The 24,698-nt window shown below is 67.2% G+C and carries 23 protein-coding genes; 16 read left to right on the plus strand and 7 right to left on the minus strand.

Features of this window, described 5'->3' with window-relative positions:
• Positions 1 to 45 precede the first annotated feature (45 nt).
• From ACLIIZ_RS07995 to ACLIIZ_RS08025, 7 genes are all read left to right on the plus strand, one after another.
• Entirely contained in the window at positions 46 to 1,059 is a 1,014-nt protein-coding gene (locus tag ACLIIZ_RS07995) for an aminoglycoside phosphotransferase family protein (protein WP_416691582.1), read from the plus strand.
• A gap of 6 nt (positions 1,060 to 1,065) precedes the next feature.
• Positions 1,066 to 1,752, plus strand: a complete 687-nt coding sequence (gene murU, locus ACLIIZ_RS08000; protein WP_416691583.1) for an N-acetylmuramate alpha-1-phosphate uridylyltransferase MurU — start codon at positions 1,066 to 1,068, stop codon at positions 1,750 to 1,752.
• A gap of 43 nt (positions 1,753 to 1,795) precedes the next feature.
• Positions 1,796 to 2,647 carry a DNA damage-inducible protein D gene (dinD, locus tag ACLIIZ_RS08005; protein ID WP_416691584.1) on the plus strand — a complete coding sequence of 284 codons (852 nt, stop codon included), beginning with the start codon at positions 1,796 to 1,798 and terminating at the stop codon, positions 2,645 to 2,647.
• Complete coding sequence (locus tag ACLIIZ_RS08010) at positions 2,648 to 3,946, plus strand: aminopeptidase P N-terminal domain-containing protein (RefSeq protein WP_416691585.1); 1,299 nt, start codon at positions 2,648 to 2,650, stop codon at positions 3,944 to 3,946.
• The gene (locus tag ACLIIZ_RS08015; protein WP_416691586.1) at positions 3,939 to 5,069 is read left to right on the plus strand and encodes an FAD-dependent monooxygenase; all 1,131 of its coding nucleotides are present in this window, start codon (positions 3,939 to 3,941) and stop codon (positions 5,067 to 5,069) included. The genes ACLIIZ_RS08010 and ACLIIZ_RS08015 overlap by 8 nt, the downstream gene beginning before the upstream one ends.
• Before the next feature lie 83 nt (positions 5,070 to 5,152).
• Positions 5,153 to 6,031, plus strand: a complete 879-nt coding sequence (gene menA, locus ACLIIZ_RS08020) for a 1,4-dihydroxy-2-naphthoate octaprenyltransferase (RefSeq protein WP_416691587.1) — start codon at positions 5,153 to 5,155, stop codon at positions 6,029 to 6,031.
• Positions 6,032 to 6,055: 24 nt separating this feature from the next.
• Positions 6,056 to 6,616, plus strand: coding sequence for a hypoxanthine-guanine phosphoribosyltransferase (locus tag ACLIIZ_RS08025; protein WP_416691588.1), 561 nt, complete (start codon positions 6,056 to 6,058; stop codon positions 6,614 to 6,616).
• 9 nt (positions 6,617 to 6,625) lie between these two features.
• On the opposite strand, the gene ACLIIZ_RS08030 is transcribed toward ACLIIZ_RS08025, so the two are convergent.
• Entirely contained in the window at positions 6,626 to 10,051 is a 3,426-nt protein-coding gene (locus ACLIIZ_RS08030) for an autotransporter domain-containing protein (protein ID WP_416691589.1), read from the minus strand.
• 250 nt (positions 10,052 to 10,301) lie between these two features.
• Between ACLIIZ_RS08030 and dusB the strand changes: the two genes are divergently transcribed.
• The 4 genes from dusB (at position 10,302) to purD (ending at position 14,581) form a co-directional block, all read left to right on the plus strand.
• Complete coding sequence (gene dusB / locus ACLIIZ_RS08035; RefSeq protein ID WP_416691590.1) at positions 10,302 to 11,333, plus strand: tRNA dihydrouridine synthase DusB; 1,032 nt, start codon at positions 10,302 to 10,304, stop codon at positions 11,331 to 11,333.
• Entirely contained in the window at positions 11,330 to 11,563 is a 234-nt protein-coding gene (locus tag ACLIIZ_RS08040) for a Fis family transcriptional regulator (RefSeq protein WP_028994262.1), read from the plus strand. The genes dusB and ACLIIZ_RS08040 overlap by 4 nt, the downstream gene beginning before the upstream one ends.
• 6 nt (positions 11,564 to 11,569) lie before the next feature.
• The gene (purH, locus tag ACLIIZ_RS08045; RefSeq protein ID WP_416691591.1) at positions 11,570 to 13,162 is read left to right on the plus strand and encodes a bifunctional phosphoribosylaminoimidazolecarboxamide formyltransferase/IMP cyclohydrolase; all 1,593 of its coding nucleotides are present in this window, start codon (positions 11,570 to 11,572) and stop codon (positions 13,160 to 13,162) included.
• Positions 13,163 to 13,291: 129 nt separating this feature from the next.
• Positions 13,292 to 14,581, plus strand: coding sequence for a phosphoribosylamine--glycine ligase (purD, locus tag ACLIIZ_RS08050; RefSeq protein ID WP_416691592.1), 1,290 nt, complete (start codon positions 13,292 to 13,294; stop codon positions 14,579 to 14,581).
• Between the two features lie 795 nt (positions 14,582 to 15,376).
• Here purD and ftsX read toward each other — a convergent pair.
• From ftsX to ftsY, 3 genes are read right to left on the minus strand one after another with little or no spacing between them, the layout of a single operon-like run.
• Positions 15,377 to 16,276, minus strand: a complete 900-nt coding sequence (ftsX, locus tag ACLIIZ_RS08055) for a permease-like cell division protein FtsX (protein WP_416691593.1) — start codon at positions 16,274 to 16,276, stop codon at positions 15,377 to 15,379.
• A complete protein-coding gene (locus tag ACLIIZ_RS08060; protein WP_416691594.1) occupies positions 16,273 to 16,923 on the minus strand; it encodes a cell division ATP-binding protein FtsE in 651 nt (216 codons plus the stop codon). The genes ftsX and ACLIIZ_RS08060 overlap by 4 nt, the downstream gene beginning before the upstream one ends.
• Positions 16,920 to 17,897, minus strand: coding sequence for a signal recognition particle-docking protein FtsY (gene ftsY / locus ACLIIZ_RS08065; RefSeq protein ID WP_416691595.1), 978 nt, complete (start codon positions 17,895 to 17,897; stop codon positions 16,920 to 16,922). Before ftsY ends, ACLIIZ_RS08060 begins: the two co-directional genes overlap by 4 nt.
• 108 nt (positions 17,898 to 18,005) lie before the next feature.
• Between ftsY and ACLIIZ_RS08070 the strand changes: the two genes are divergently transcribed.
• Genes ACLIIZ_RS08070 through ACLIIZ_RS08090 form a run of 5 tightly spaced genes read left to right on the plus strand, consistent with a single transcriptional unit; the run spans position 18,006 to position 21,973 of the window.
• Entirely contained in the window at positions 18,006 to 19,364 is a 1,359-nt protein-coding gene (locus tag ACLIIZ_RS08070; protein WP_416691596.1) for a M16 family metallopeptidase, read from the plus strand.
• Between the two features lie 11 nt (positions 19,365 to 19,375).
• Positions 19,376 to 20,665, plus strand: coding sequence for a M16 family metallopeptidase (locus ACLIIZ_RS08075; RefSeq protein WP_416691597.1), 1,290 nt, complete (start codon positions 19,376 to 19,378; stop codon positions 20,663 to 20,665).
• Complete coding sequence (gene rsmD / locus ACLIIZ_RS08080; protein WP_416691598.1) at positions 20,662 to 21,204, plus strand: 16S rRNA (guanine(966)-N(2))-methyltransferase RsmD; 543 nt, start codon at positions 20,662 to 20,664, stop codon at positions 21,202 to 21,204. Before ACLIIZ_RS08075 ends, rsmD begins: the two co-directional genes overlap by 4 nt.
• Positions 21,205 to 21,209: 5 nt before the next feature.
• Complete coding sequence (gene coaD, locus ACLIIZ_RS08085; protein WP_416691650.1) at positions 21,210 to 21,695, plus strand: pantetheine-phosphate adenylyltransferase; 486 nt, start codon at positions 21,210 to 21,212, stop codon at positions 21,693 to 21,695.
• 20 nt (positions 21,696 to 21,715) lie between these two features.
• A complete protein-coding gene (locus tag ACLIIZ_RS08090) occupies positions 21,716 to 21,973 on the plus strand; it encodes a YfhL family 4Fe-4S dicluster ferredoxin (protein ID WP_374324649.1) in 258 nt (85 codons plus the stop codon).
• Positions 21,974 to 22,049: 76 nt separating this feature from the next.
• On the opposite strand, the gene ACLIIZ_RS08095 is transcribed toward ACLIIZ_RS08090, so the two are convergent.
• Genes ACLIIZ_RS08095 through ACLIIZ_RS08105 form a run of 3 tightly spaced genes read right to left on the minus strand, consistent with a single transcriptional unit; the run spans position 22,050 to position 24,653 of the window.
• Positions 22,050 to 23,687 (minus strand): TadG family pilus assembly protein, encoded by a 1,638-nt coding sequence (locus tag ACLIIZ_RS08095; protein WP_416691599.1) that lies wholly within the window; start codon positions 23,685 to 23,687, stop codon positions 22,050 to 22,052.
• Positions 23,688 to 23,707: 20 nt separating this feature from the next.
• Positions 23,708 to 24,007, minus strand: a complete 300-nt coding sequence (locus ACLIIZ_RS08100) for a DUF3613 domain-containing protein (RefSeq protein ID WP_416691600.1) — start codon at positions 24,005 to 24,007, stop codon at positions 23,708 to 23,710.
• On the minus strand, positions 23,994 to 24,653 hold the full coding sequence (locus ACLIIZ_RS08105; protein WP_416691601.1) for an excisionase family DNA-binding protein: 660 nt from the start codon (positions 24,651 to 24,653) through the stop codon (positions 23,994 to 23,996). The genes ACLIIZ_RS08100 and ACLIIZ_RS08105 overlap by 14 nt, the downstream gene beginning before the upstream one ends.
• Positions 24,654 to 24,698 lie beyond the last annotated feature (45 nt).

Genomic DNA, 24,698 nt, shown 5'->3' on the forward strand with positions numbered 1-24,698 from the left:
GGGTGTTAAAATCGCGCCATTTTACAACGAACATTCCCCTACTCGATGTCGCGCGATCAACTTGTTACCGACTGGGTTGCCAGTCGCTTCCCCGGGCAGTCCGTCTCCATCACGCCGGCTTCCGCCGACGCCAGCTTCCGCCGCTACTTCCGTCTGAGCTGGCCGGACGGCAGCACCCGCATCCTGATGGACGCGCCGCCGGAAAAAGAAGACTGCAAGCCCTTCATCAAGGTCGCCGGCCTGCTCGCCAAGGCCGACCTGGCGGCACCGCGCATTCTCGACCAGGACCTCGAGAACGGCTTCCTGGTGCTCACCGACCTCGGCCGCATCGGCTACCTCGACGCCCTCAACGCCGATCTCTCGCTGGCCGACCTGCTGATCCGCCCGGTGCTCGACGTGCTGGTCAAATGGCAACTGTCGTCCACCGCCGCCACCCTGCCGCCCTACGACGCGCCGCTGCTGCGCCGCGAACTCGACCTCTTCCCGGAATGGTTCATCGGCCGCCACCTCGGCATCGAACTCGACGCCAACGACAAACTGATGCTCGACCGGACCTTCAAGTTCCTGATCAACTCGGCGCTCAACCAGCCCAAGGTCTTCGTCCATCGCGACTTCATGCCGCGCAACCTGATGGTCGTTGAAAGCGCGCAGACGCTAACGCCGGGCATCATCGACTTCCAGGACGCGGTCTACGGCCCGATCACCTACGACATCGTCTCGCTGTTCCGCGACGCCTTCATTTCCTGGGAGGAAGAGCAGGAAATCGACTGGGTCGTCCGCTACTGGGAAAAGGCCCGCGCCGCCGGCCTGCCGGTGCGCACTGACTTCGGCGCTTTCTGGCGCGACTACGAACTGATGGGCCTGCAGCGCCACCTCAAGGTGCTCGGCATCTTCTGCCGCCTCAACTATCGCGACGGCAAGGACAAGTACATCGCCGACCTGCCGCGCTTCATGACCTACGCCAAGAAGACCGCCAGCCGCTACCTGCAACTGAAACCGCTGCTCAACCTGCTCGACCGCCTCGACGGCCAGACCGAGCAGATCGGCTACCGCCGCTAAACGCCGATGAAAGCGATGATCCTCGCCGCCGGCCGCGGCGAACGCATGCGGCCGCTGACCGACCACACGCCGAAACCGCTGCTTGAGGCCGGCGGCAAGCCGTTGATCGTCTGGCACCTGGAGAAGCTGGCCGCCGCCGGTTTCCGCGAAGTGGTCATCAACCACGCCCACCTCGGCGAAAAGATCGAAAACGCGCTGGGCGACGGATCGCAGTGGGGACTCAGTATCGCCTACTCCCCGGAACCGCCGGGCGCACTGGAAACCGCCGGCGGCATCGCCCGCGCCTTGCCGCGGCTCGGCAACTCCCCCTTCCTGGTGGTCAATGGCGACGTCTACTGCGACGTCGCTTTTCCCGCCTTCGCCGGTCGCGCCTGCCCGCCCGGCGGCGCCCGCCTGCTGCTGGTCGACAACCCGGCGCACCACGGCGGCGGCGACTTCTCGCTGAGCGGCGAACGGATCGTTCCAGCCGATGGTGAGCAAACACTCACCTACGCCGGCATCGGCGTCTTTTCGCCGGCCATGTTCGACCATGTGCCGGCCGACCAGCCGATGAAGCTGCGTCCGCTGCTCGACGCGGCGATTGCCGCCGGCACGCTGACCGGGGAACGCCACGCCGGCCGTTGGGTCGACGTCGGCACACCACAACGGCTGGCCGAGCTGGATACCGAATTGCGCGCAGCACAGGCAGATTGAATTCCAATAGCATGGCGCTTTCAGCCCCTGGAGGAATGCCGCGATGACCGACTCACCCGTTTCCCGCCAGCACCACGCCAGCTTTGAAGGCCTGCGCCAACTCGACGACGCCGGCAACGAATACTGGCTGGCCCGCAAACTGGCAACAGCACTGGATTATTCGCAATACCGACACTTTCTTCCCGCCATCGAACGCGCCAGGATAGCCTGTGAACAAAGTGGCCAAGCTCCTTCCGACCATTTTGAGGATGTCCTCACAATGGTCGACATCGGCTCGGGGGCAAAACGGCAGATCGAAGACATCCGCCTCTCCCGCTATGCCTGCTACCTGATCGTCCAGAACGGCGACCCCTCGAAGCCGGTCATTGCCAACGGCCAGACTTACTTTGCCATCCAGACCCGCCGCCAGGAACTGGCGAACGACACCGCCTTCGGGCAACTGAGCGAAGACGAGAAGCGGCTCGCCATCCGCAACGAACTCGCACAACACAACAAATACCTTGCTGCCGCTGCCGCCGAGGCCGGCGTCGAAAGTGGCCTCGACTTCGCCGTTTTCCAGGACCATGGCTATCGCGGCCTGTACGGCGGGCTCGGTGCCAAGGCCATCCACGCTCGAAAAGGCTTGAAGAAAAGCCAGAAAATCCTCGACCACATGGGCAGCACCGAGCTGGCCGCCAACCTGTTCCGCGCCACGCAAACCGAGGAGAAATTGCGCCGCGACGGGGTCAAAGGCAAGCAGGAGGCGAACCAGACCCACCTCGCCGTCGGCCGAAAGGTGCGCGAGACGATCAGGGAACTCGGCGGTACCATGCCGGAAGACCTGCCGACGCCCGAGCGCAGCATCCAGCAAATCGAGACCGCGCAGCAAAGAATCACCAAGAAAGACAACGACTGAATGACTCACGCCCACTTCATCGCCCGCCGCCGGCGCCTGCTGCAGACCATAGGCGACGGCGTCGCCATCATCCCGACGGCGCCGGAGGTCGTGCGCAACCGCGACGCGCACTATCCCTACCGTTTCGACAGCTACTTCTGGTACCTGTCGGGCTTCCCGGAGCCGGAGGCGGTGATCGTGCTGATCGGTGGCAAAAAACCGAAGTCCATCATGTTCTGCCGCGACAAGCACGAGGAACGGGAAATCTGGGACGGTTACCGCTACGGTCCGAAAGCAGCGAAGACGGCCTTCGGCTTCGACGCCGCGTATTCGATCGAACAACTGGACAAAAAACTGCCCGAACTGCTGGTTGACCGCGACACGCTGTGGCACGCCGTCGGCCACGACGAGGTCTGGGATGCGCGCATCGCCAGGGCGCTGAACGCGGTGCGCGCGCAGGCCCGCGCCGGCAAGCGGGCGCCGCGCGCGATCCACGACCTGCGCACCGAACTCGACGCCATGCGCCTGCTCAAGGACGACGCCGAACTGGCCACCATGCAGCACGCCGCCGACATCGCCAGCGCCGGCCACGCCCGCGCCATGCACGCCTGCCGGCCGGGCATGGCCGAGTACGAGCTGGAAGCCGAACTCTCCTACGAATTCCGCAGACGCGGCGCCGACGGCCACGCCTACACGCCGATCGTCGCCGGCGGCGCCAACGCCTGCGTGCTGCATTACGTCGACAACAACAAGCTCCTGAACGACCACAGCCTGGTGCTGATCGACGCCGGCTGCGAAGTCCAGGGCTACGCCGCCGACATCACCCGCACTTTCCCGGTCAATGGCCGCTTCACGCCGGCCCAGAAGGATGTCTACGAGATCGTGCTGGCCGCCCAGGCCGCCGCCATCGCCGCCACCGCGCCCGGCCGCCACTTCATGGAAGCGCACGACGCCGCCGTGCGCGTGCTGACGCGAGGCCTGGTCGATCTGAAACTACTGACCGGCGACATCGACACCCTGATCGAGAAGGGCGACTTCCGTCGTTTCTACATGCACCGCACCGGCCACTGGCTCGGCCTGGACGTGCATGATGCCGGCGAATACAAGATCGGCAACGACTGGACGACGCTGCAGCCGGGCATGACCATCACCGTCGAACCCGGCCTGTACATCCGCCCGGGCGCCGACGTGCCGGCGGCGCTGGCCGGCATCGGCATCCGCATCGAGGACGATGTGCGCGTCACACCATCCGGTTGCGCGGTTTACACCACGGCGCCGAAGACGGTTGCCGAAATCGAGGAGGTGATGCGCCATGACTGAACCCGTCGCAACCGTCGATACCCTGATCATCGGCGCCGGCCCGGTAGGCATGACGCTGCAACTGGCGCTCGCCGCCGGCGGCCGGCAAGCGCTGCTGCTCGACCGGCGGGCGCCAGCCGCATTGCAGGCCGACCCGCGCGCCCTGGCGCTGTCGCACGGCGCCCGCGAACTGCTCGAACAACTTGGCGGCTGGCCGACGCGGGCGGCGACACCGATCGAGACGATCCACATCTCGCAGCGCGGCGGCTTCGGCCGCACCCTGATCGACCGCGCCGAACATGACCTGCCGGCGCTCGGTTACGTCGTCCGCTACCGCGACCTGGCCAGCGCGCTGGCCGCCCGTCTGGCCCCGGACGCGCTGCGCGCCGAAGTGGAAATCCTCGCCATCACGCCGGACCGCGACGGCGTCACCGTCGCCCTGCGCGAACAGGGCGTCAGCCGCCGTCTGCGCGCGCGCACCCTGGTACACGCCGAAGGCACGCCTTGGGACGACCCGAGCACCTTGCTCGGCGACTACGAACAGCATGCGGTGATCTGCGAAGTGACACCGACACCGGGCCACGGCCGGCGCGCCTGGGAGCGCTTCACGCCGGACGGCCCGCTCGCCCTGCTGCCGCTGGGCGACGAATACTCGATCGTGTTCACGCTGCCACCGGCCAAGGCCGACGCGGTGATGGCGCTCGACGACAAGGCCTTCATCGCCGCCCTCGAAACCCAGTTCCAGCGCGGCCTGCGCTTCGCCAAACCGGGACCGCGTAACCGCTTCCCGCTCGCCCTGCGCATGCGCGAGACGCTGGTCAGGGAGCGCGAAGTCTGGGTCGGCAACAGCGCCCAGACGCTGCACCCGGTATCCGGCCAGGGCTTCAACCTCGGCCTGCGCGACGCCTGGCAGCTGGCCGAAGTGCTGCTCGACGGCGACGATCTCGGTCGCTACCCTGGCCGGCGCCGCCTCGACCGCCGCGGCGGCGCCCTGTTTACCGACCAGGTCGTGCGCGCCTTTTCCAACGATTTCCCGCCCCTGCGCGCGGCGCGCGGCCTCGGCCTGCTTGCCCTCGACCTCTGCCCGGCGGCACGTCGTTTCGTCGCCCGGCGGATGATCTGGGGCGCCCGCGCCTGGCCCTGAAACCATCGCGCCAGACCGGGCGGAATGCCGCGGCGGCGGGAAATTCGGGTTAAAGTTCGGGCTGCCCGTCACCGAAGCCCCGCATGAACCCCAGTACCGCCTGGTTTCTCGCCTGCCGCCCGAAAACCCTCACTGTATCGCTGTCGCCGGTACTCGTCGGCACCGCCATCGGCTGGCATGAAGCCGGACACCTGCTCTGGCTGCCGCTGCTCGCCGCGGCGCTCGGCGCGGCGCTGATCCAGATCGGCACCAACCTGTTCAACGACGTCGGCGACTACCTGCGCGGCATCGACCGCCCGGGGCGCTTCGGTCCCCGGCGCGCCACCGCCGAAGGCTGGCTGACGCCGGCCGCGGTGCGCGTCGGCGCCTGGATCAGCTTCGCGCTGGCCTTCCTCTGCGGCGTCTATCTGGTCGTCCATGCCGGCTGGCCGATCGTCGTCATCGGCCTCTGTTCGCTCTACGCCGGCTGGTCCTACACCGGCGGACCGCGGCCGATCGCCTACGGCCCGTTCGGCGAATTCTTCGTCCTCGTCTTCTTCGGCATCGTCGCCGTCGGCGGCAGCCACTACCTGCAGGTACCGGCCTGGTCGGCGCTCGCCCTGCTCGCCGGTAGCCTGCTCGGCCTGCACGCGGCGGCGGTGATCACCGTCAACAACTACCGCGACCTCGACACCGACCGCGACGCCGGTCGCCGCACGCTGGCGGTCCGCCTCGGCCGCCCCGCCACCTGCCGCCTCTACATCGCGGAAATGTTGCTACCCTACCTGCTGCTCGCCCTGCTTGCCGCACCGCTCGGCGCTTACGCCGCCCTGCCCCTGCTCACCCTGCCGCTCGCCCTGCTGCTCTGCCGGCGCTTTCTCGGCACGCCGCCCGGCCCGGCCTTCAACGGCATCCTCGCGGCCACCGCGGCACACCAACTGGGTTTCGCCGCGCTGCTCGCGCTGGCTTTCATCCGCCCCTGACCCTTCGCTCTGCCAGGAGACCCCATGACCACCGACATCGAAGAAATCCACCGCGCCATGCGCGAAGCCGACTGCCTGGCGACGCCGGCCGAAGTGAGCGCCGCGCTCGACCGCATGGCCGGCGAGATCACCACCGCGCTGGCAGACAGCAACCCGCTCGTGTACACGGTGATGAACGGCGGCCTGATCTTCGCCGGCCGGCTGCTGTCGCGCCTGCACTTCCCGCTTGAGACGTCCTACCTGCACGCCAGCCGCTACGGCCAGCAACTGAAAGGCAACAGCCTGCTCGACTGGCGCGTGCGGCCGACCCAGGACCTGAAGGGGCGCACCGTGCTGGTCCTCGACGACATCCTCGACGAAGGCCACACACTGCAGGCGATCTGCCAGCACCTGCGCGACGAAGGCGCCGCCCGCGTGCTGACCGCAGTGATGGTGCACAAGGTGCACGACCGCAAGGCCGTGCCCGGCATGCGCGCCGACTTTTCCGGCCTCGACATCGCCGACCGTTACCTGTTCGGCTGCGGCATGGACTACAAGGGCTACTGGCGCAACGCGCCGGGCATCTACGCGCTCAAGGGGCACTGAGCGGGCGGCTCAGAACTCTACGGCGAGGCTGGCGCCGACGCCGTGTTCGCGGCGCCCGGCAGCGAATTGCCCGGTGTAATCGATCCCCAGCCTGGCCGTCGGCGACAGCGTCACCCGCAGGCTGGCCGCCACGGCCAGCGCATTGCGCGCCAGCGGCACCCCGGCATTGACGAAACGCGCTCCGCCGGCGAAGGCCAGGCGGCTTTCCGGCGTCAGGTCGCCGGCCGCATGCTGCCAGGCCAGACTGGCCGACCATTGTCCCTTGCTTGCGCCCAGTTCGACATCCTGCGCGGCGCGCAGCCCCAGCGAGCCAGTGGCAACCGATTCGCTGCCGGCACGCCCCGCCAGATTGAACGCGCCGCCGCCCTTTTCGCTGAACGCCTCGCGCCGTAGACCGGCGAAGGCCAGGTCGGCAAACGGCGCCAGCTGCGTCCGGCCGGCGGCGAAGTCGTAAGCCAGTTCGCCGAAGACCTGCCAGTCGTCGGCCGTGTAGTGAGCGCTTGCACTAGCCTGCGGCAGATGGCGCCGCGTGGTCAAGGCGTGGTGTCCGTAGCCCGCGCCAAGACGCAGGCCCAGCTTGCCCCGGCGCGTCCCGGCATGGACCCCGAGCCGGTAGCTGCCGGTATCGGCACGGGCGTTCACCGTCCTGACGCCGCCGTTCTCGTGGCCGACCAGGAAGCCGAGCGTCCAGCCAGCGTCGAGCAGGCTGTCGCCGCCGACGAAAAAGCCGTCGCCATCGTTGTCGTAGCCGGCGGCATTGCCATCGCCGTCAGCCCGGCCGCGCCGCCCGTACACTTGGCCCCAGGTGCGCGGCGCGCTCGCCGACTGCGTTTCGACCAGACGCAGACGATCCAGCGCCGCATCGCGCTGAACCTGACCGGCGGCGAGCAATACGCCGCCGGCGGTCGGGTGGATGTCGCCGGAGAGCGCCGCGAACAAGGGGCCGGCGACAAAACCGGCGGGTGCGGCCAGCACCTGCGCGTACAGCGGATTGGCCGGCGCCAGACTGTCGATGCCGGCGGCGGTCTGCCGCTCGTTGAAGTTGCGCCCGGCGCTCGCGAAGGGCAGACGTTCGATGTCCAGGGTGACGCGGTCGGCGGCATAGCTCAGGCGGGGCCGGAAGAAGGCATAGGGCGACAGCGCGCCGGCGAACTGCCCTTCGATGCCGCCCCCGGCGCTCAGGAAGGTATAGGCATGCCGACCGGCCGCGGCGGCGACGAAGGTCTCCAGCGCGGCGCCGGCGTCCGCGGCCTGCACGCCGACCTGTCCGCCGGTCAGGGTCGCCTTGCCGGCCACCGCCAGGAGATCGGAACGCCCATCGCCGCTGATTTCGACGGCGAGCAGCGAGCCCGACTCGAAGCGCGCGTCGCCGGCAACGCTCAGGGTACCGATCGACGCCCCCGGCGCCACCGTGCCGCCGGCCTGCGCCAGCAGCGAGCCGACCCGACCGTTGCCGCCCAGGATGCCCTGGCCGTAGACCGCAACGGCACCGCTCAGCGCGCCATCGACGCGCAGACGCCCGGCCTCGACCCGGGTTTCGCCGCCGTAGCTGTTGTTGCCGGTCAGCCGCAGCTCGCCGGCACCGCGCTTGGTCAGGCCGTTTTCATAGGTCGCGGCGAGCAGGCTGGCGATCCGCGCTTCCTGGACGAGGTACTCCTGCGCCAGCCCCTGGACCTTGGCCGCCGCCACTTCCCGGGCCAGCGTCTCGTCGTCCGGATAACGGCTGGCGAGGAAACGCTCGAAGCGCGCCAGATCGGGCCCCAAGGGCAACCAGGCCTCGATCTTGCCGTACTCCTTGACGATCGTCGAAGCCAGCGGATCGTTCTCGACCGCTGCCAGCGCCGTCCAGAAGCCGGCGTAGGGCGGCGTCGCACGCGCCACCATCAACTGCCGGGCAAGCACCCTGGCCTGGCTCGCCAGCGGTCGATATTCCACGTAAAGGCGTTCGCTCAGGCTCGCGGTATCGACGCTGGCCCAGCCGTTTCCCCACCCCATGTCGATCTTGCGTTGTCGCCAGGCCGCAATCTCCACCTGCGCTTCCGCCTGACGCTGGCGCAGCGCGGCATCACCGATGTCGTTGGCCCAGACATCGAGCGTGCCGGCGGGCAGCTCGGCGACCAGGCGGCTCATCAACTGGCCGGGACCGTCCATCGCCTTCTGCAGGTCGATCAGCCCCCAGCCGTAGACTTCGTCGACGCCGGGCGCCCCGAGGTCGCGCGCCGTCGTCTTGAGGATCTGCGCGAGATCGCCGTTGGCAAGATAGGGATAGCGCCCCTTCAAGACCCCGATGGCGCCGGAAACGAAGGGGCCGGCCATCGACGTGCCGCTTAACGCCTCGTAGGCGGCAAGCGGATCGCGTACCGGATCGCCGGCATGCAGCCCCGAGATGTCGCCGGTCGCCACCGAACTGTTGATGGCGCTGCCGGGCGCGGCGACGCAGTAATACCTGGTGTAGCCGCAGATCGTCGAAAAACCGCTGGCCTGCAGGCCGCTGGCGGTACGCGCCAGACTCATCGTCGTGATCCAGTTGTTTTCGATCCCGGGAACGAAGCTCGCCAGACCGGCCATCGCATCGGGCTGCTGGCCGCTTTCGTTGCCGGCCGAAAACTCGACGACGATGCCGCTGCGCGCCGCCTGCAGCGCGCCGTCGTAGGCGCCGCCGGCCGGCGTCCCGAGCAGGGACTGGATTTCGAGGAACTGCTTGCCGGCATCGACGAACTGCCAACCGCCGCCCCAGGTGATGCCGATTCCCCAACTGTTGGTGATGACATCGACCCGGCTGTCGATCATCGCCCGCCAGGCCGCCAGGTAGGTGCCGCCGTCGTTGCCGCGGACGATGCCGTCCTCCGGTCCGGGATCGCCGACGTCGGCGGCGAAGATGCGCCCGGCGAAGGCCACCCCCTGCATGACGCCGGGGCGACCGGCGACGGTGTCGCGGTTCGCCGCCGCAATGCCGGCGACGTGCGTGCCATGCGTGGCAATCCCGCCATAGCCGTTGATATAGAGTTGCCCGTCGTAGACGAAGGGTTCGCCGGCGCGGAATGGCAGATAGGGGTCGTCGTAGGTACGGATGCCGCGTGTGGTGATGAAGCTCAGCTTGGGATCGCCGGCAACGCTGGCGGCAAATTCGGGATGGGCGTTCCATACCGGCTGGTCGAGCACGCCGATGCGCGCGCCCAGGCCGGCGTAACCCTGAGCATAGGCGTATTCGGCACGAATCGCGGCGAGGCCCCAGTTGCCGTTGAATTCGGCATCGGCCCGCCAGCTTGCCGCTGCCTGCTCGCGATCCGCGCTCAGACTGCCGTCGGCGGCGTGCCAGGATTGGGCGAGCGCCGCCCGCGCCGGCAGCAAGCCGGCGCAGACCAGCAGCAGAATGCCGGTCGATCGGTAAGCACCGCGCAGACCTTGCCCCCGAGCCGCTATTTCCGCAGACATCATTTCCCCTTTTGCTTCCGCCATCCGGCCCTTGCCGACATTCCCCGATGCCTGGTGCGCCGCTCCCGGCGACGACATTACCATGGCATTGCCGGGCGCCGCCACCGGATAGCACTGTGCCAGGATAGGCCGCGACGAAGATCCCGGCATGCCGGCAAACGCCGGCAAGTCCGAAACTGACTATTTTTTAGGCAGCGATTCAGCTATAATCCGCCCCTTCCCCGTTTGTCCCGCCCCCGCCCGTTCGCCCATGGATTTCGTCGGTTTCACCCTGCGCAACAATCTCTTCGTTGCACCCATGGCGGGTGTCACCGATCGCCCCTTCCGCCAGTTGTGCAAGAAGCTGGGCGCCGGACTGGCGGTGTCCGAGATGGTGACCTCGAACTCGCTGCTCTACGGCAGCGCCAAGACGCTGCGCCGGGCCAACCACGTCGGCGAAGTGGCGCCGATCTCGGTGCAGATTGCCGGCGCCGACCCGCAGATGATGGCCGAAGCGGCGAAACACAACGTCGATAATGGCGCCCAGATCATCGACATCAACATGGGCTGCCCGGCCAAGAAGGTGTGCAACGTGATGGCCGGTTCGGCGCTGATGCAGGACGAGCAACTGGTCGGCCGCATTCTCGACGCCGTCGTCGCCGCCGTGCCGAATACCCCGGTGACGCTGAAATTCCGCACCGGCTGGAACCTCGCCAACAAGAACGCGCCGACCATCGCCCGCATCGCCGAGAGCGCCGGCGTGCGCGCCGTCGCCATCCACGGCCGGACGCGCTGCCAGCAATACACCGGCGAAGCCGAGTACGACACCATCGCCATGGTCAAGACGCTGATCCGGATTCCGGTAATTGCCAACGGCGACATCACCACCCCGGAAAAAGCCAGATACGTCCTCGACCACACCGGCGCCGACGGCGTCATGATCGGCCGCGCCGCGCAGGGCCGCCCCTGGCTGTTCCGCGAGATCGAACACTATCTGAAGACCGGCGAGCACCTGCCGCCGGCCAGCGTCGCCGAGATCCACGGCATCCTCCTCGCCCACCTCGAAGACCTTTACGACTTCTACGGGCTGGAAACGGGCGTCAAGGTCGCCCGCAAGCACATCTCCTGGTACACCAAGGGACTGGTCGGTTCGGCCGCCTTCCGCCGGGAGATGAACACCTTGCCGACCATCGAACAACAGAGGCAGGCGGTCGACGAATTCTTCCGCCACCAGGCTGCAGCAGGGGAACACCTGCATTACGAAACGACGGACCATCAGGATAGGGAGGCGTTGGCAGCATGAGCCAACATGACTTGGGGCGGTGCGTGATCAACGCACTGGAGCAGTATTTCCGGGACCTCGACGGCGAGAAGCCGGCGGCAATCTACGACATGGTCCTGAAGAGCGTCGAAAAGCCGATGCTTGAACTGGTGCTGGCCAAGGCCGGCACCAACCAGACGCTGGCGGCGGAGATGCTGGGCATCAACCGCAACACGCTGCGCAAGAAACTCACCGAACATCAACTTCTGTAAATCGCCATGACCATCAAGCAAGCGCTGATTTCCGTCTCCGACAAGACGGGTGTACTCGAATTCGCCCAGGGCCTCGCCGCGCAAGGCGTCAAGCTGTTGTCCACCGGCGGCACCGCCAGGATGCTGCGTGACGCCGGCCTCGCCGTCACCGAAATCGGCGACTACACCGGCTTCCCGGAAATGCTCGACGGCCGCGTCAAGACGCTGCACCCGAAGGTGCATGGCGGCATCCTCGCCCGTCGCGACCTGCCGGAACACCTGGCGACCATCGCGGAGCATGGCATTCCGACCATCGACCTGGTCTGCGTGAACCTCTACCCGTTCGCCGCCACCATCGCCAAGGCCGGCGTGACGCTGGCCGACGCCATCGAGAACATCGACATCGGCGGCCCGGCGATGGTCCGCTCCTCGGCCAAGAATTACGCCGGTGTGGCCATCGTCACCGATCCGGAAGACTATGCACCGTTGCTTGAAGAAATGCAGGCCAACGGCGGCGCCCTGCAACTCGGCACCCGCTTCAACCTGGCCAAGAAGGCTTTCACCCACACCGCCCGCTACGACAGCATGATCGCCAACTGGCTGACCGGCCTCGACGCAGGCGCCGAAGCCCAGCCGGAAGCCGCCGCGCCGATCCCGGCCGTCTTCCCGGCCAAGCTGCAACTGGCCTTCGACCGCGTCGAAACCCTGCGCTACGGTGAAAACTCGCACCAGTCCGCTGCCTTCTACCGCGACACCAGCGCCCTGCCGGGCAGCATCGCCAATTACACCCAGTTGCAGGGCAAGGAACTGTCCTACAACAACATCGCCGACTCGGACGCCGCCTGGGAATGCGTCAAGGCCTTCGAAGCCCCGGCCTGCGTCATCATCAAGCACGCCAACCCGTGCGGCGTGGCGGTCGACAGCCAGTTGCTGCGCGCCTACGAAAAGGCCTTCCTGACCGATTCGACCTCGGCCTTCGGCGGCATCATCGCCTTCAACGGCGAAGTCGGCATCGACATCGTTGAAGCCATGAACCAGCGCAAGCACTTCGTCGAAGTGCTGATTGCCCCCTCCTTCACCGCCGAAGCCAAGGCCGCCCTGGCCGCCAAGGCCAACCTGCGGGTGCTGGTCGTGCCCCTGGGCCGTGATCTGAACAAGCTGGAACTGAAGCGCGTCGGCGGCGGCCTGCTGGTGCAGACCGCCGATGACTTCACCGCCCAGGTCAAGGACCTGAAGGTGGTGACCAAGGTGCAGCCCACCCTGCGCCAGATCGAAGACCTGCTCTTCGCCGAGCGCGTCGCCAAGTTCGTCAAGTCCAACGCCATCGTCTTCTGCGGCGGCGGCATGACCTTGGGCGTCGGCGCCGGCCAGATGAGCCGCGTGGACTCCACCAAGATCGCCTGCATCAAGGCGCAGAACGCCGGCCTCGAACTGAAGGGTTCGGTCGTCGCTTCGGATGCCTTCTTCCCGTTCCGCGACGGCCTGGATGTGCTGGCCGAGGCCGGCGCCAAGGCGGTCATCCAGCCGGGTGGCTCGATGCGCGACGAGGAAGTCATCGCGGCGGCAGACGAACACGGCATCGCCATGGTCTTCACCGGCGCCCGCCACTTCCGCCATTAATTTCGTTCTCGGTACGCCCGTGACTTTGTCGACTTCGCCTTGCCGTGCTGATAGCACTGTCTGCGGCTCGTCTTCGCGTCACGAGCGCCCCGTGAACGAAATCACGCTCTGGTATAACAAGGAAAAACCATGAAACTACTGGTTATCGGCTCCGGCGGTCGCGAGCACGCCATGGCCTGGCGCCTGGCGCAGACGCCCGGCCTGCAGAAGGTTTACGTCGCGCCCGGCAACGCCGGCACGGCACGCGAGCATGAACTGGAGAACGTGAATATCACCGATCCGGTGGCGCTCGCCGATTTTGCCGAGCAGAACAAGGTGCACCTGACGCTGGTCGGCCCCGAGGCGCCGCTGGCGGCCGGCGTGGTCGATATCTTCCGTGCCCGCGGCCTGAAGATCTTCGGCCCGACCAAGGCGGCGGCGCAGCTCGAATCCTCCAAGGATTTCGCCAAGCGTTTTATGGCCCGCCACAACATCCCGACCGCCGGCTTCGAGACCTTCTCCGACGTCGCCGCTGCCCACGCCTATGTGGACAATCGGGGCGCCCCGATCGTCATCAAGGCTGACGGCCTCGCCGCCGGCAAGGGCGTCGTCGTCGCGATGAGCCTCGACGAAGCACACGCCGCGATCGACGACATGCTGTCCGGCAACAAGCTGGGAGTGCAGCACAATGAGGCCGGCGCCCGCGTCGTCATCGAGGATTTCCTCGACGGCGAGGAAGCCAGCTTCATCGTCATGGTCGACGGCAAGAATGTCCTCGCGCTGGCCTCTAGCCAGGACCACAAGCGCATCTTCGACGGCGACCAGGGCCCCAACACCGGCGGCATGGGCGCCTATTCGCCCGCCCCCTGCGTGACGCCGGAAGTGCACGCCAAGGCGATGCGCGAGATCATCCTGCCGACGGTACGCGGCATGCTCGCCGACGGCATCCCCTTCACCGGCTTCCTCTACGCCGGCCTGATGATCGGCAAGGACGGCTCGGTCAAGACGCTGGAATTCAACTGCCGCATGGGCGACCCGGAAACCCAACCGATCCTGATGCGCCTCAAGTCCGACTTCGTCAAACTGCTCGAGCACGGCATCAACGGCACGCTCGACCAGATCGAAGCCGAATGGGACCGCCGCGTCGCACTCGGCGTCGTGCTCGCCGCCGCCAACTATCCGGAAACGCCGAAGAAGGGCGACGTGATCGTCGGCCTGCCCAAGGGCAACAGCTTCGGTGACGACTGCCACGTCTTCCACGCCGGCACCGCCGACCAGGACGGCCAGGTCGTCACCAACGGCGGCCGCGTGCTGTGCGTCACCGCGCTCGGCGAAAACGTCAGGCTCGCCCAGAAAGCCGCCTACGAAGCCGCCGCCCAGATCAGTTGGGACGGCCTGCAATACCGCAAGGACATCGGCCACCGCGCGATCAGCCGCTGAGCGCGGTTGCCGTCAGCAAACCGGCATCGGGGCTGCTGCCCGGATGCCGGTTTTTTTATTCGCTTTGCGGGTATTGGCTTTTCTGAAGCGCTGTTTTCCGCTGTTGGCCGGCGGGCTGCCTTGGTTTCTGACGCGCCGTTTTTCTTCCCGGACGGACGGGCGTTTGGTTTTCTGAACCGCTGGGTTCCGCGCCTGACGCGCGGGCGTACTTTTTCTTGTTTGGCCAAGAAAAAGTAGCCCAAAAGAAGGCCACCCCCAGGTCGGCGCCGGGCTACGCCCGGTCCCTTGCGCTACTCGGCAGTCCGGGCGGCTGGCTAAACTCGCCGCTACGCGGCTCAGACAACGCCAGCCGACTTCCCCCGGACCGCCTGCGTTGCTCAGCGCCTCTCAGGGGGACCCCGAAAAGCGTCTCTGCTGCACGGCCAAGGTTTAAACCCTGTTTGTTTCCGTTCCGCTCGGTTTTCCGGGCCCCTTGGGAGGCGCCGAGCAACGCAGGGCCTGGCGGATAAAGGGCGAGCACTGTCTGAGCCGCGCAGCGGCGAGTTGCGCAGCCCCCGCCAGGTCCGAGTAGCGCAGGGGACCCGCGTAGCGGGCGCCGACCTAGGGGTGGCCTTCTTTTTGGCTACTTTTTCTTGGCCACGCAAGAAAAAGTACGCCCGCCGGTCAACGGCGGAAAACAGCGGTTCAAAAACCAAACACGCCCACCAGTCAGAAGCGGACAACAGCGGTACGAAACCCTGAACGCCAGGAAATAACCGGGAAAAGCTGCGCCCGAACGAGCCGGCGGCCAAGAACTCAGTCAAACGTCCGCAACGACAAACTCACCGAAAGCTGCGCCCCGACCCAACCCAGCACCGCCCCGACCCCGGCCAGCGCGCCGATTTCGGCGAGCGTCGGGGCGTGCAGCGCGAAACTGGCGCCGTAGAGGGCGGCGAGTTCGCCGACTGGACCGGCGAGCAGGCGCAGGGCGCCGATCACCAGAGCGGCGGCGAGCAGGCCGCCGAGGGCGCCCTGCAGGGCGCCGAAGTAGTAGAAGGGACGGCGGATGAAGGCGTCGGTGGCACCGATCATGCGCGCCACTTCGATTTCCGCCGCCTGGGCCATGACCTGCAGGCGGATGGTGTTGAAGGTGACGGCGATCAGGCCGGCGCCGAAGAGGCCGGCGAGCAGCAGCAGGGCCAGCTTGCCGAGGCGCAGGAAGGCGTCGAAGCGTTTGATCCAGGCGGCGTCGAGCTGGACGTGGGCAACCCTGGGCCAGTCGGCGAATTCGGCGCGCAGGGCTTCCAGGGTTTCTGGCGAAGTATCGCGCGGTTCGACGATAAAGGCGTCGGGCAAGGGGTTACGCGGCAGGCTGGCGACGATTTCCGCCATGTCGCCGTTTTCCTTGAGCCGACGCAACGCTTCGTCGCGCGGCACGAAGGTGGTGCGAACGCCGGGCTGGGCACGCAGGCGCTGCTCGATCTCGGCGACTTCGGCCTTGCTGGCGCCAACTTCCATGAAGACGCTGACCTGCTGCACGGCGCTGGCGTCGCGGCCGAGGTCGCGCAGGCTGTCGAGGGCGACGTAGCCGAAGGCGGGCAGGGTCAGGGCGATGCCGATGGCGAGGAGCGACAGCAGGGTGTTGAGCGGTGCCGCGAAGAGGCGACGGAGGGCCCGCCCGAAAGCGGCGCGATGCTGCGACAGCCAGCGTCTCATACGACTCTCCCGTGATCGAGGCGCAAGGCGTTGTCGCCGCAGTGTTCGACCCAGGCCTGGTCGTGGGTGGCGACGACGACGGTGACGCCGACGCGATGGAAGTCGGCGAACAGGTCGCGGATGTCCTGCGCCGACTCGCGGTCGAGGTTGGCGGTGGGCTCGTCGGCGAGCAGCACGGTCGGCCGGTTGACGACGGCGCGAGCAATCGCCAGGCGCTGCTGTTCACCGCCGGAGAGGGCGATCGGGTGAGCTTTCTCGCGTGCCAGCAGGCCGACCTTGTCAAGCGCCGCCTGGGCCCGGCGCACCGCCTCACGGTACGGCAGGCCGGCGATCTGCAGCGGCAGCAGCACGTTGTCGAGGGCGCTGCGGTCGAAGAGCAGCTTCTGGTCCTGGAAGATCAGCCCGAAGTGGCGGCGCACGTAGGGAATGGCGCTACGGCGCAGGGCCGACAGGTTCTGCCCGTTGACTACCAGGCTGCCGGAGGTCGGCCTTTCGATCGAGGCGATCAGCTTGACCAGCGTCGTCTTGCCGGCGCCGGAGTGGCCGGTGATCAGCACCAGTTCGCCGGCGCGGATCTCGAAGCTGACGCCGTGCAGCGCTTCGAAGCCGCCCGGGTAACGCTTGGTCAGTTGGCTGGCGACGATCATTGGTCGAACAGGGCATCCACGAAATCGCGCGCCGAGAAGGGGCGCAGGTCGTCGATCTGCTCGCCGACGCCGATGAAGCGGATCGGCTTCGGGCATTGCCGGGCGATCGCCGCGACGACGCCGCCCTTGGCGGTGCCGTCGAGCTTGGTCAGGACGAGGCCGGTGACGTTGACCGCCTTGTCGAAGGCCTTGACCTGCTGCAGCGCGTTCTGGCCGATGTTGGCGTCGAGCACGAGCAGGGTTTCGTGCGGGCCTTCCGGCTCGACCTTCTGGATCACGCGGCGGACCTTGGCGATCTCGTCCATCAGGTGCAGTTGCGTCGGCAGGCGGCCGGCGGTATCGGCCAGCACGATGTCGATGCCGCGGGCGCGAGCGGCCGACACGGCGTCGAAGATGACCGCCGCCGGGTCGCCCGATTCCTGGGCAATCACCGTCACGTTGTTGCGCTCGCCCCAGGTCTGCAGCTGTTCGCGGGCGGCGGCGCGGAAGGTGTCGCCGGCGGCGAGCAGCACGCTCTTGCCCTGGTTCTGGAAGTACTTGGCGAGCTTGCCGATCGACGTCGTCTTGCCGGCACCATTGACCCCGGCGATCATGATCACGTAGGGTTTGTGGGTACTCACATCGAGCGGCTGCTCGAGCGGTGCCAGGGTAGCGTACAGCGCGTCGGAGAGCGCCCGCTGGATCGCCTCGGGCGTTTCCAGCTTGTCGCGCTTGGCCGCCTTCTTCAGTTCGTCGAGCAGGTGGGTGGTCGCCTCGATACCGACGTCGGAAGTCAGCAGCAGGGTTTCGAGTTCTTCGAGCAGTTCGTCGTCGACCTTGCCGCGCGCGAAGATCGACTTGAGCTTGCCGCCCCATTGGGCGCGGGTCCGGGCCAGGCCCTTGAACAGGCGTTCGCGCCACGAGGGAGCGGCCGCGACCTCGGCCGGCGCGGCGGTCTTGGCGTCGGGCGCGGATTTTTTCAGGAAACTGAACATGGGTGTTAAGGTCTCAGGCCTTGCTGACAGGCGGACAGTCAGCCGTTAAGATGCCGTCCGGATCGATGCAGAAACAGCGCTGAATTCTAGCAGAAAGCCCCCCTCCCCATGACCCTGCGACACCTCATCCCCTTTTTGCTTGCCCCCTGGCTGCTCGGCACAGCCCTCGCCAATCCCTACGAAACGACGCTCGACAACGGGCTGCGCGTGATCGTCAAGGAAGACCGGCGGGCGCCGACCGCCGTGCACATGGTCTGGTACCGGATCGGCAGCATGGACGAGGTCGACGGTCAGTCCGGCGTCGCGCACGCGCTCGAGCACATGATGTTCAAGGGCACGCCGAGCGTCGGCCCGGGCGAGTTCAACCGCCTGGTGGCGGCCGCCGGCGGTCGTGACAACGCTTTCACCAGCCGCGACTATACCGCCTACTTCCAGCAGATTCCGAAGGAGAAACTGGGCGAGATGATGCAACTCGAAGCCGACCGCATGCGCCACCTCAATGTCGATCCCAAGGAATTCGAGCAGGAAATCAAGGTCATCATGGAAGAGCGCCGCATGCGCACCGACGACGACCCGGACGCCAAGCTGTTCGAGCAGATGAACGCCGCCGCCTTCCTCGCCCATCCCTACCGGCGGCCGATCATCGGCTGGATGGACGACCTCCAGAACATGACCGCGGCCAACCTGAAGGCCTGGTACGACACCTGGTACGTGCCGAACAACGCCTACGTCGTGGTCACCGGCGACGTCGACCACAAGGCGGTGTTCGAACTGGCCCGCCAGCATTACGGCGCACTCGAGGCGCGGCCGCTGCCGGCGCGGCGCGGCATCGTCGAGCCGCGCCAGGAAGGCGCACGGCGGATCACGGTCAAGGCGCCGGCCGAGCTGCCGTCGCTGATCCTCGCCTACAAGGCGCCGATCCTGCGCGACCCGAAGCAGGACCGCGACCCCTACGCGCTGGAAATCCTCACCGCCATCCTCAACGGCCACGACGCCGCCCGCTTCAACAAGAAACTGGTGCGCGAGGACAAGGTCGCGTTGTCGGCCGGCGTCGGCTACGACAGCACGGCACGCGGCCCGGGCCTGATCTTCCTCTACGGCACGCCGTCGGAAGGGCGCAGCGTCGCCGAGCTGGAAGCCGCGCTGCGCGCCGAGATCGACCGCATCCGCCGGGAGGGCGTCAGCGAGGCCGAGCTGAAGCGGACGCGCGCCCAGTTGATCGCCGGCCAGGTCTACAAGCTCGATTCGATGTTCGGCCAGGCAATGGAAATCGGCCAGACCGAGGCGGTCGGCCTGTCCTGGAAGGACGTCGAGACGATGCGCGAACGCCTGCAGCAGGTCAGCGCCGCCGACGTGCAGGCGGTGGCGAAGAAGTATTTCGACGACGACGGCCTGACCGTCGGCATCCTCGACCCGCAAGCCCTGGACGGCAAGCCGCGCCGCCCGGCCGTCGCCACCCGTCACTGATGAAACCCGCCATGAAACGACTGCTCACCGCCGCCTTCACCCTGATCGTTGCCGCCGCCGCGCAGGCCGGCGTGACCATCGAGCAATGGACCACCGGCAACGGCACCCGGGTCAATTTCGTCGCCGCGCCGACCCTGCCGATGCTCGACGTGCAGGTCGATTTTGCCGCCGGCTCGATGTTCGACCCGGCAGGCAAGTCCGGCTTGGCCGCGCTGACCCGCGGCGTGCTCGACCTCGGCGCCGGCGCCCGCGACGAAACGGCGATCGCCGAACAGCTCGCCGACCTCGGCGCCCAGCTCAGCGGCAGCGCCGACACCGACCGCGCCAGCGTCACCCTGCGCACGCTGACCACCAAGGACAAGCTCGATCCGGCGCTGGCCGTGCTGCGCGACGTACTGCACCAGCCGCATTTCGACGCGGCGATCTTCGAGCGCGAGAAGGCGCGCACCATCGCCGGCCTCAAGGACGCCATGACACGCCCCGACAGCATCGCCGGCAAAGCCTTCTGGGAGGCGCTCTACCCCGGCCACCCCTACGGCCGCCAGGCGTCGCCGGAAAGCGTCGCGACGCTCAGCCGCGACGATGTCGCCGCTTTCCACGGCCGCTTCTACAACGCCGCCAACGCGCAGATCTCGCTGGTCGGCCAGCTGACCCGGCAGCAGGCGGAAGCGATTGCCGAGCAATTGAGCGCCGCCCTGCCCGCCGGCACGCCGGCCGAACTGCCGCCAGCGCCGGCAGCGGCCCGCGCCGCCGTCAGCGCGATCGGCCATCCGGCCAGCCAGGCGCACATCTACCTCGGCCTGCCGGCGATCGAACGCGGTCACCCCGACTACTTCCCGCTGCTCGTCGGCAACTACACGCTCGGCGGCGGCGGCTTCGTCTCCCGCCTGGTCAAGGAAGTCCGCGACAAGCGCGGCTTCGCCTACAGCGTCTATAGCTACTTCGCCCCGCTGCGCCAGACCGGCCCCTTCCAGATCGGTCTGCAGACGCAGCGCAAGCAGGCGCGCGAGGCGATCCGCGTCGTCCGTAGCGTGCTCGGTGAATTCGTCGCCCAGGGTCCGAGCGAGGAAGAACTGGCCGCCGCCAAGGCCAACCTCAGCGGCAGCTTCCCGCTGCGCCTGGACAGCAACGCCAAGCTGCTCGCCAACGTCGCAGCCATCGGCTTCTACGGCCTGCCGGCGGATTACCTCGAGCGCTACCGCGAGAAGGTCGAGGCGGTCACCGCCGCCGAGGTCAAGGCCGCCTTCGCCCGCCACGTCGTGCCGGGCAAGCTGGTCACCGTCACCGTGGCCGCCGATTGAACACGGTCCGCATCGTCGGCGGCGAACTGCGCCGCCGCGTCCTGCGCTTTCCCGACAGCGAAGGCCTGCGGCCGACGCCGGACCGCGTGCGCGAGACGCTGTTCAACTGGCTCGGCCAGGAACTCGACGGCTGGCACTGCCTCGACCTCTTCGCCGGCAGCGGCGCCCTCGGCTTCGAGGCGGCGTCGCGCGGCGCCGCCCGCGTCGTGATGATCGAGAAAGCACCGCGCGTCCTCGCCGCGTTGCGCGAAAACCACGCCCTGCTCGGCAAGCCGCCAGCGATCGAGTTGCGCCGCGACGATGCGCTACAATACCTCGCCTCGACCAAGGCCAGCTTCGACCTCGTCTTTCTCGACCCGCCCTACCACCAGGGCTGGCTGGAAAAACTGGCACCGAAGCTGGATGCCATCCTCAAGCCGGATGGCGCGCTGTATGCCGAGGCGGAACATCAGATCGAATCGCTAGGCGAGTGGCGCACGGTGCGCCACGGCAAGGCGGGCGGCGTCCATTACCACTTGTTGCGGCGAGCGACCGATTGAACAAACTGAACCACCGCGTAGCGATCTACCCCGGCACCTTCGACCCGATCACGCGCGGCCACGAGGATCTCGTGCGCCGTGCCGCGACGCTGTTCGACAAGCTGATCCTGGCGATCGCCGAGAGCCCGTCCAAGCAGCCGCGCTTCACGCTGGCCGAACGCGTCGAGATGGCGCACGAGGTAGTCGGCGATCTGCCCAACATCGAGATCGTCGGCTTCAACACGCTGCTCATGAGCTTCGTCCATGAGCGCGAGGCGAAGGTCATCGTGCGCGGGCTGCGCGCCGTGTCCGACTTCGAATACGAATTCCAGATGGCCGGAATGAACCGCAGCCTCTACCCCGAGGTCGAAACGGTATTCCTCACCCCCGGCGAGCAATACATGTTCATTTCCGCAACGATGGTAAGGGAAATTGCGCGACTGGGCGGTGATGTAGGAAAATTCGTCCATCCTTCAGTAGAAAAGCGCCTGCGGGCAACAACCACTGCTTAAACGAGAGAGGAACAACTGACATGTCCCTGATTATTACGGACGAGTGCATCAACTGCGACGTGTGCGAACCGGAATGCCCGAACGAGGCGATTTCCCAGGGTGACGAAATCTACGTCATCGATCCGGGCAAGTGCACGGAGTGCGTCGGTCACTACGACGAACCGCAATGCGTGCAGGTCTGCCCGGTCGATTGCATCCCCAAGGACCCGGCCCACGAGGAAACCGAGGACCAGCTCTGGGCCAAGTACGAGAAGCTGACCGGCAATCCGCGTCACTGAGCCCAGGCGGCGCCGGCCCGGCGCCCCCCTGAAACGCCCGCCACCGTCGCGGGCGTTTTCTTTTGTGGCTGGCGGTTCAGCGCACCAGTTGCGGGGCGCCGCAGGAAAGATCGAAGGTGGTGACGTCGGCGATGCCGATCTGGATGCCGAGCAGCGACAGGACCGGCGCAATCAGGCTGTCGAGCAGCGCGAAGACCGGCGTCAGCAGCGTGATCAAGGCCTCGACTACCTCGCCCAGGCCGAGCTTGATGCCGAGCAGTTCGACGTCGAGCACCGCCCCCATGCCGGAGAGCAGGATCTCACCCAGGCCGGCGGTCGTCAGCCCGTGGATGCGCTGCGTGTTGCTGCCGTCGAACGGGCCGGTGAATTCGAGGTCGCCGCTGGCGCCGGGCAGGTCGACCTGCAGCCGTGCCGTCGCCTTGACCAGGCCCAACACGTTGAGGATGGTCGCCGGGGTCACCGTCGCCGCCACCGAGCGGTTGGTCATCGCGTCGGGATTGACGTTGCCGACGTAGGCGCGCACCGCGCTCGACGCGGCGCCGACCTGGACGATGCTGGCGTCGCGCGGATAGCGGCAGTCGATGTCCTTGAGCCAGGCCTCGCCGGCGCCGATTTCCAGGTAGAGCGGCAGACGCACCAGGCCACCGAGCAGTTCGCCGACCAGCAGGTCGAGCTTGAGCCGCCACTGCGCGGTATGCACCGAAGTCCGCCAGTTGCCGCTGGCGTCCTGGCCGGCCGGACCGATGGCGATGCCGGGCGATTCGATCATGGTCAGCGCGGCGTCGAGCTTGACCAGCCCCGGCAGGTCGATGCCGAGCACCGGGATGTCGATGAAGTGCTCGCGGTTGGCCACCTGCGCCGCCAGCGTCACCAGTTGCATCAGGTTGATCTTGGCTTCCGCCGCCTGGTTGCCGGGCGCCAGGTCGACGTTGATCAGGTCGGAAAGCTTCAGGTTGAGGTTGCCGTCGGCCCGCAGGGCCAGCAGGTCGAGCGTCTGCACGACGGTGGCGTCGAGGCCGAGGATGCTCGAGCGTTCGAGCGCGCGCGCCGACAGTTCGAGCAGTTCGCCGACGGTCAGGTCGAGCTTGAGCAACTCCTCGACGGTGCCGACCGACCCGACCACCTTGACCAGGTCGAGCAGGCGGATCGAAGTATTGACCAGCCCCTGGTAACCAATCGCCGACAGGTTGAGCGAGGTGTTGAGCAGCTTGCCGAGCAGCGCGTTGAGCAGCACCGATTTCTCGGTATCGATGTCGAGCAGCGAGGTGCCGACCGACAGCGCGGCGATGTCGTTGCGCATGGCGACGGCGCTCGCCGTCACCTGCCGGCTGCCGAGCATGAAGAAATACGGCTGCTGCGTCGTCACCGTCACCTGCACCGCGTTGTATTCGGCGGCGCTGCCGCCCGGCGTGAATTCGCGGGCATCGACGTCGTAGTGGCCGAGCACCGTGCCGAGCGTGTTCTGCTGGGCACCGGGCACCGGGAACTGGTTCAGGGCGGCGGCGTCGAGGGCGATCGCCTGCGCCGCGGCGAGGTTATTGACCGCCGACAGGGCGGCGGTGTCGGCCACCGTCTGCAGCTCGCGGCGGGTATTGAAGAGACTGCCGAGATCGACCGCCAGCAGGGCGGCACCGATCACCATGGTCAGCGCCACGGCGGCCATGACGCTGACCGCGCCGCGCTGGGCGCGCGCTGCCCGGGGCAGTGCTCTCATCGGAAGTCTCCGCCGCTGCTTCAGCGCGAAGTACCGACCGCGGCGGCAGTCGCCGGCTGGTCGATCTGGCCAACCGTGGTCGGCTTCTTGAAACTGTCGAGGTAACGCTGGTAGTTGCGGCTGGCAACCTCGCCCTGCACCGGTTGCAACTGACCGGCAGCGAGCCCGGAACGCTGCAGGTCGAGCAGGGCCTCGGTGGAGGCGCCGATGGCGATCTTCGCCGGTGCTGCGGCCGGCGCCGGGGCTTCCTCGTCGGCGGCGAAAGCCGGCGACAGTAGCAGCCCGCAAGCGATGGCGAGCAGCGATTTAGGGTATTGCATTGCGTCTCTCCTTGAGCGCCCGATGCGCCAGGCAGGCCTTGACGTAGCCCTGCAGCAGTTCGAACGAAAGGGGTTTGGAAAAAACCGTGATTTCCGGCGACAGACCGCCGCGTGCTTCTATCTCTTCCGGCTCCATGCCGCTGACGACGACGACGTTGAGGCCGCTGAGCACCGGGTCGGCGCGCAGCACCTTGATGATCTCGAAACCATCAACGCCGGAAATGCGCAGGTCGGTAATCAGCAGGTCGGGCGGCCGGCGGCCGATTTCGACCAGGGCTTCGAAGACGCTGCTGACAAAAATGAAACGGACCGGCAATTTCCACGCCGGCAGCGTCAGCCGGTAAAGCTGCAGCATGTCCTCGTCGTCCTCGAGCACCAGCACCGAGAACTCGCCGCTGTCGTTGGCCGCCGGATCGGCTGCCGGCGCCGGCGTCGCGGTGTCGCCCAGGCGTTCCTTGATCAGCGCCTGCACCGAGCTGAGCGGCAGGCGACGGTGGCCGCCGTCGGTCTTCCACGCCTTGAGGACGCCGGCTTCGACCCAGAGCTGAACGGTGCGCAGCGAGACGTGCAGCATTTCGGCCGCCTCACGGGTGGTGCAGAAGACTTCCGAGCCTTCGGGACTATTGAGTTTTCGCTGTTTATTCATTTTGTCTCGATTACCGTGGTTGATCGGTTGAAATTGGGGCTAAAA

The sequence above is a fragment of the Azonexus caeni genome, from assembly GCF_048146105.1.
Taxonomy (GTDB): Bacteria; Pseudomonadota; Gammaproteobacteria; order Burkholderiales; family Rhodocyclaceae; genus Azonexus; species Azonexus aromaticus_B.

Excerpts from the sequence above, each read along its gene's own strand:
- ACLIIZ_RS07995 (WP_416691582.1), top strand. The coding sequence starts at position 46 with ATGTCGCGCGATCAACTTGTTACCGACTGGGTTGCCAGTCGCTTCCCC.
- murU (WP_416691583.1), top strand. The coding sequence starts at position 1,066 with ATGAAAGCGATGATCCTCGCCGCCGGCCGCGGCGAACGCATGCGGCCG.
- dinD (WP_416691584.1), top strand. The coding sequence starts at position 1,796 with ATGACCGACTCACCCGTTTCCCGCCAGCACCACGCCAGCTTTGAAGGC.
- ACLIIZ_RS08010 (WP_416691585.1), top strand. The coding sequence starts at position 2,648 with ATGACTCACGCCCACTTCATCGCCCGCCGCCGGCGCCTGCTGCAGACC.
- ACLIIZ_RS08015 (WP_416691586.1), top strand. The coding sequence starts at position 3,939 with ATGACTGAACCCGTCGCAACCGTCGATACCCTGATCATCGGCGCCGGC.
- menA (WP_416691587.1), top strand. The coding sequence starts at position 5,153 with ATGAACCCCAGTACCGCCTGGTTTCTCGCCTGCCGCCCGAAAACCCTC.
- ACLIIZ_RS08025 (WP_416691588.1), top strand. The coding sequence starts at position 6,056 with ATGACCACCGACATCGAAGAAATCCACCGCGCCATGCGCGAAGCCGAC.
- ACLIIZ_RS08030 (WP_416691589.1), bottom strand. The coding sequence starts at position 10,051 with ATGTCTGCGGAAATAGCGGCTCGGGGGCAAGGTCTGCGCGGTGCTTAC.
- dusB (WP_416691590.1), top strand. The coding sequence starts at position 10,302 with ATGGATTTCGTCGGTTTCACCCTGCGCAACAATCTCTTCGTTGCACCC.
- ACLIIZ_RS08040 (WP_028994262.1), top strand. The coding sequence starts at position 11,330 with ATGAGCCAACATGACTTGGGGCGGTGCGTGATCAACGCACTGGAGCAG.
- purH (WP_416691591.1), top strand. The coding sequence starts at position 11,570 with ATGACCATCAAGCAAGCGCTGATTTCCGTCTCCGACAAGACGGGTGTA.
- purD (WP_416691592.1), top strand. The coding sequence starts at position 13,292 with ATGAAACTACTGGTTATCGGCTCCGGCGGTCGCGAGCACGCCATGGCC.
- ftsX (WP_416691593.1), bottom strand. The coding sequence starts at position 16,276 with ATGAGACGCTGGCTGTCGCAGCATCGCGCCGCTTTCGGGCGGGCCCTC.
- ACLIIZ_RS08060 (WP_416691594.1), bottom strand. The coding sequence starts at position 16,923 with ATGATCGTCGCCAGCCAACTGACCAAGCGTTACCCGGGCGGCTTCGAA.
- ftsY (WP_416691595.1), bottom strand. The coding sequence starts at position 17,897 with ATGTTCAGTTTCCTGAAAAAATCCGCGCCCGACGCCAAGACCGCCGCG.
- ACLIIZ_RS08070 (WP_416691596.1), top strand. The coding sequence starts at position 18,006 with ATGACCCTGCGACACCTCATCCCCTTTTTGCTTGCCCCCTGGCTGCTC.
- ACLIIZ_RS08075 (WP_416691597.1), top strand. The coding sequence starts at position 19,376 with ATGAAACGACTGCTCACCGCCGCCTTCACCCTGATCGTTGCCGCCGCC.
- ACLIIZ_RS08090 (WP_374324649.1), top strand. The coding sequence starts at position 21,716 with ATGTCCCTGATTATTACGGACGAGTGCATCAACTGCGACGTGTGCGAA.
- ACLIIZ_RS08095 (WP_416691599.1), bottom strand. The coding sequence starts at position 23,687 with ATGAGAGCACTGCCCCGGGCAGCGCGCGCCCAGCGCGGCGCGGTCAGC.
- ACLIIZ_RS08100 (WP_416691600.1), bottom strand. The coding sequence starts at position 24,007 with ATGCAATACCCTAAATCGCTGCTCGCCATCGCTTGCGGGCTGCTACTG.
- ACLIIZ_RS08105 (WP_416691601.1), bottom strand. The coding sequence starts at position 24,653 with ATGAATAAACAGCGAAAACTCAATAGTCCCGAAGGCTCGGAAGTCTTC.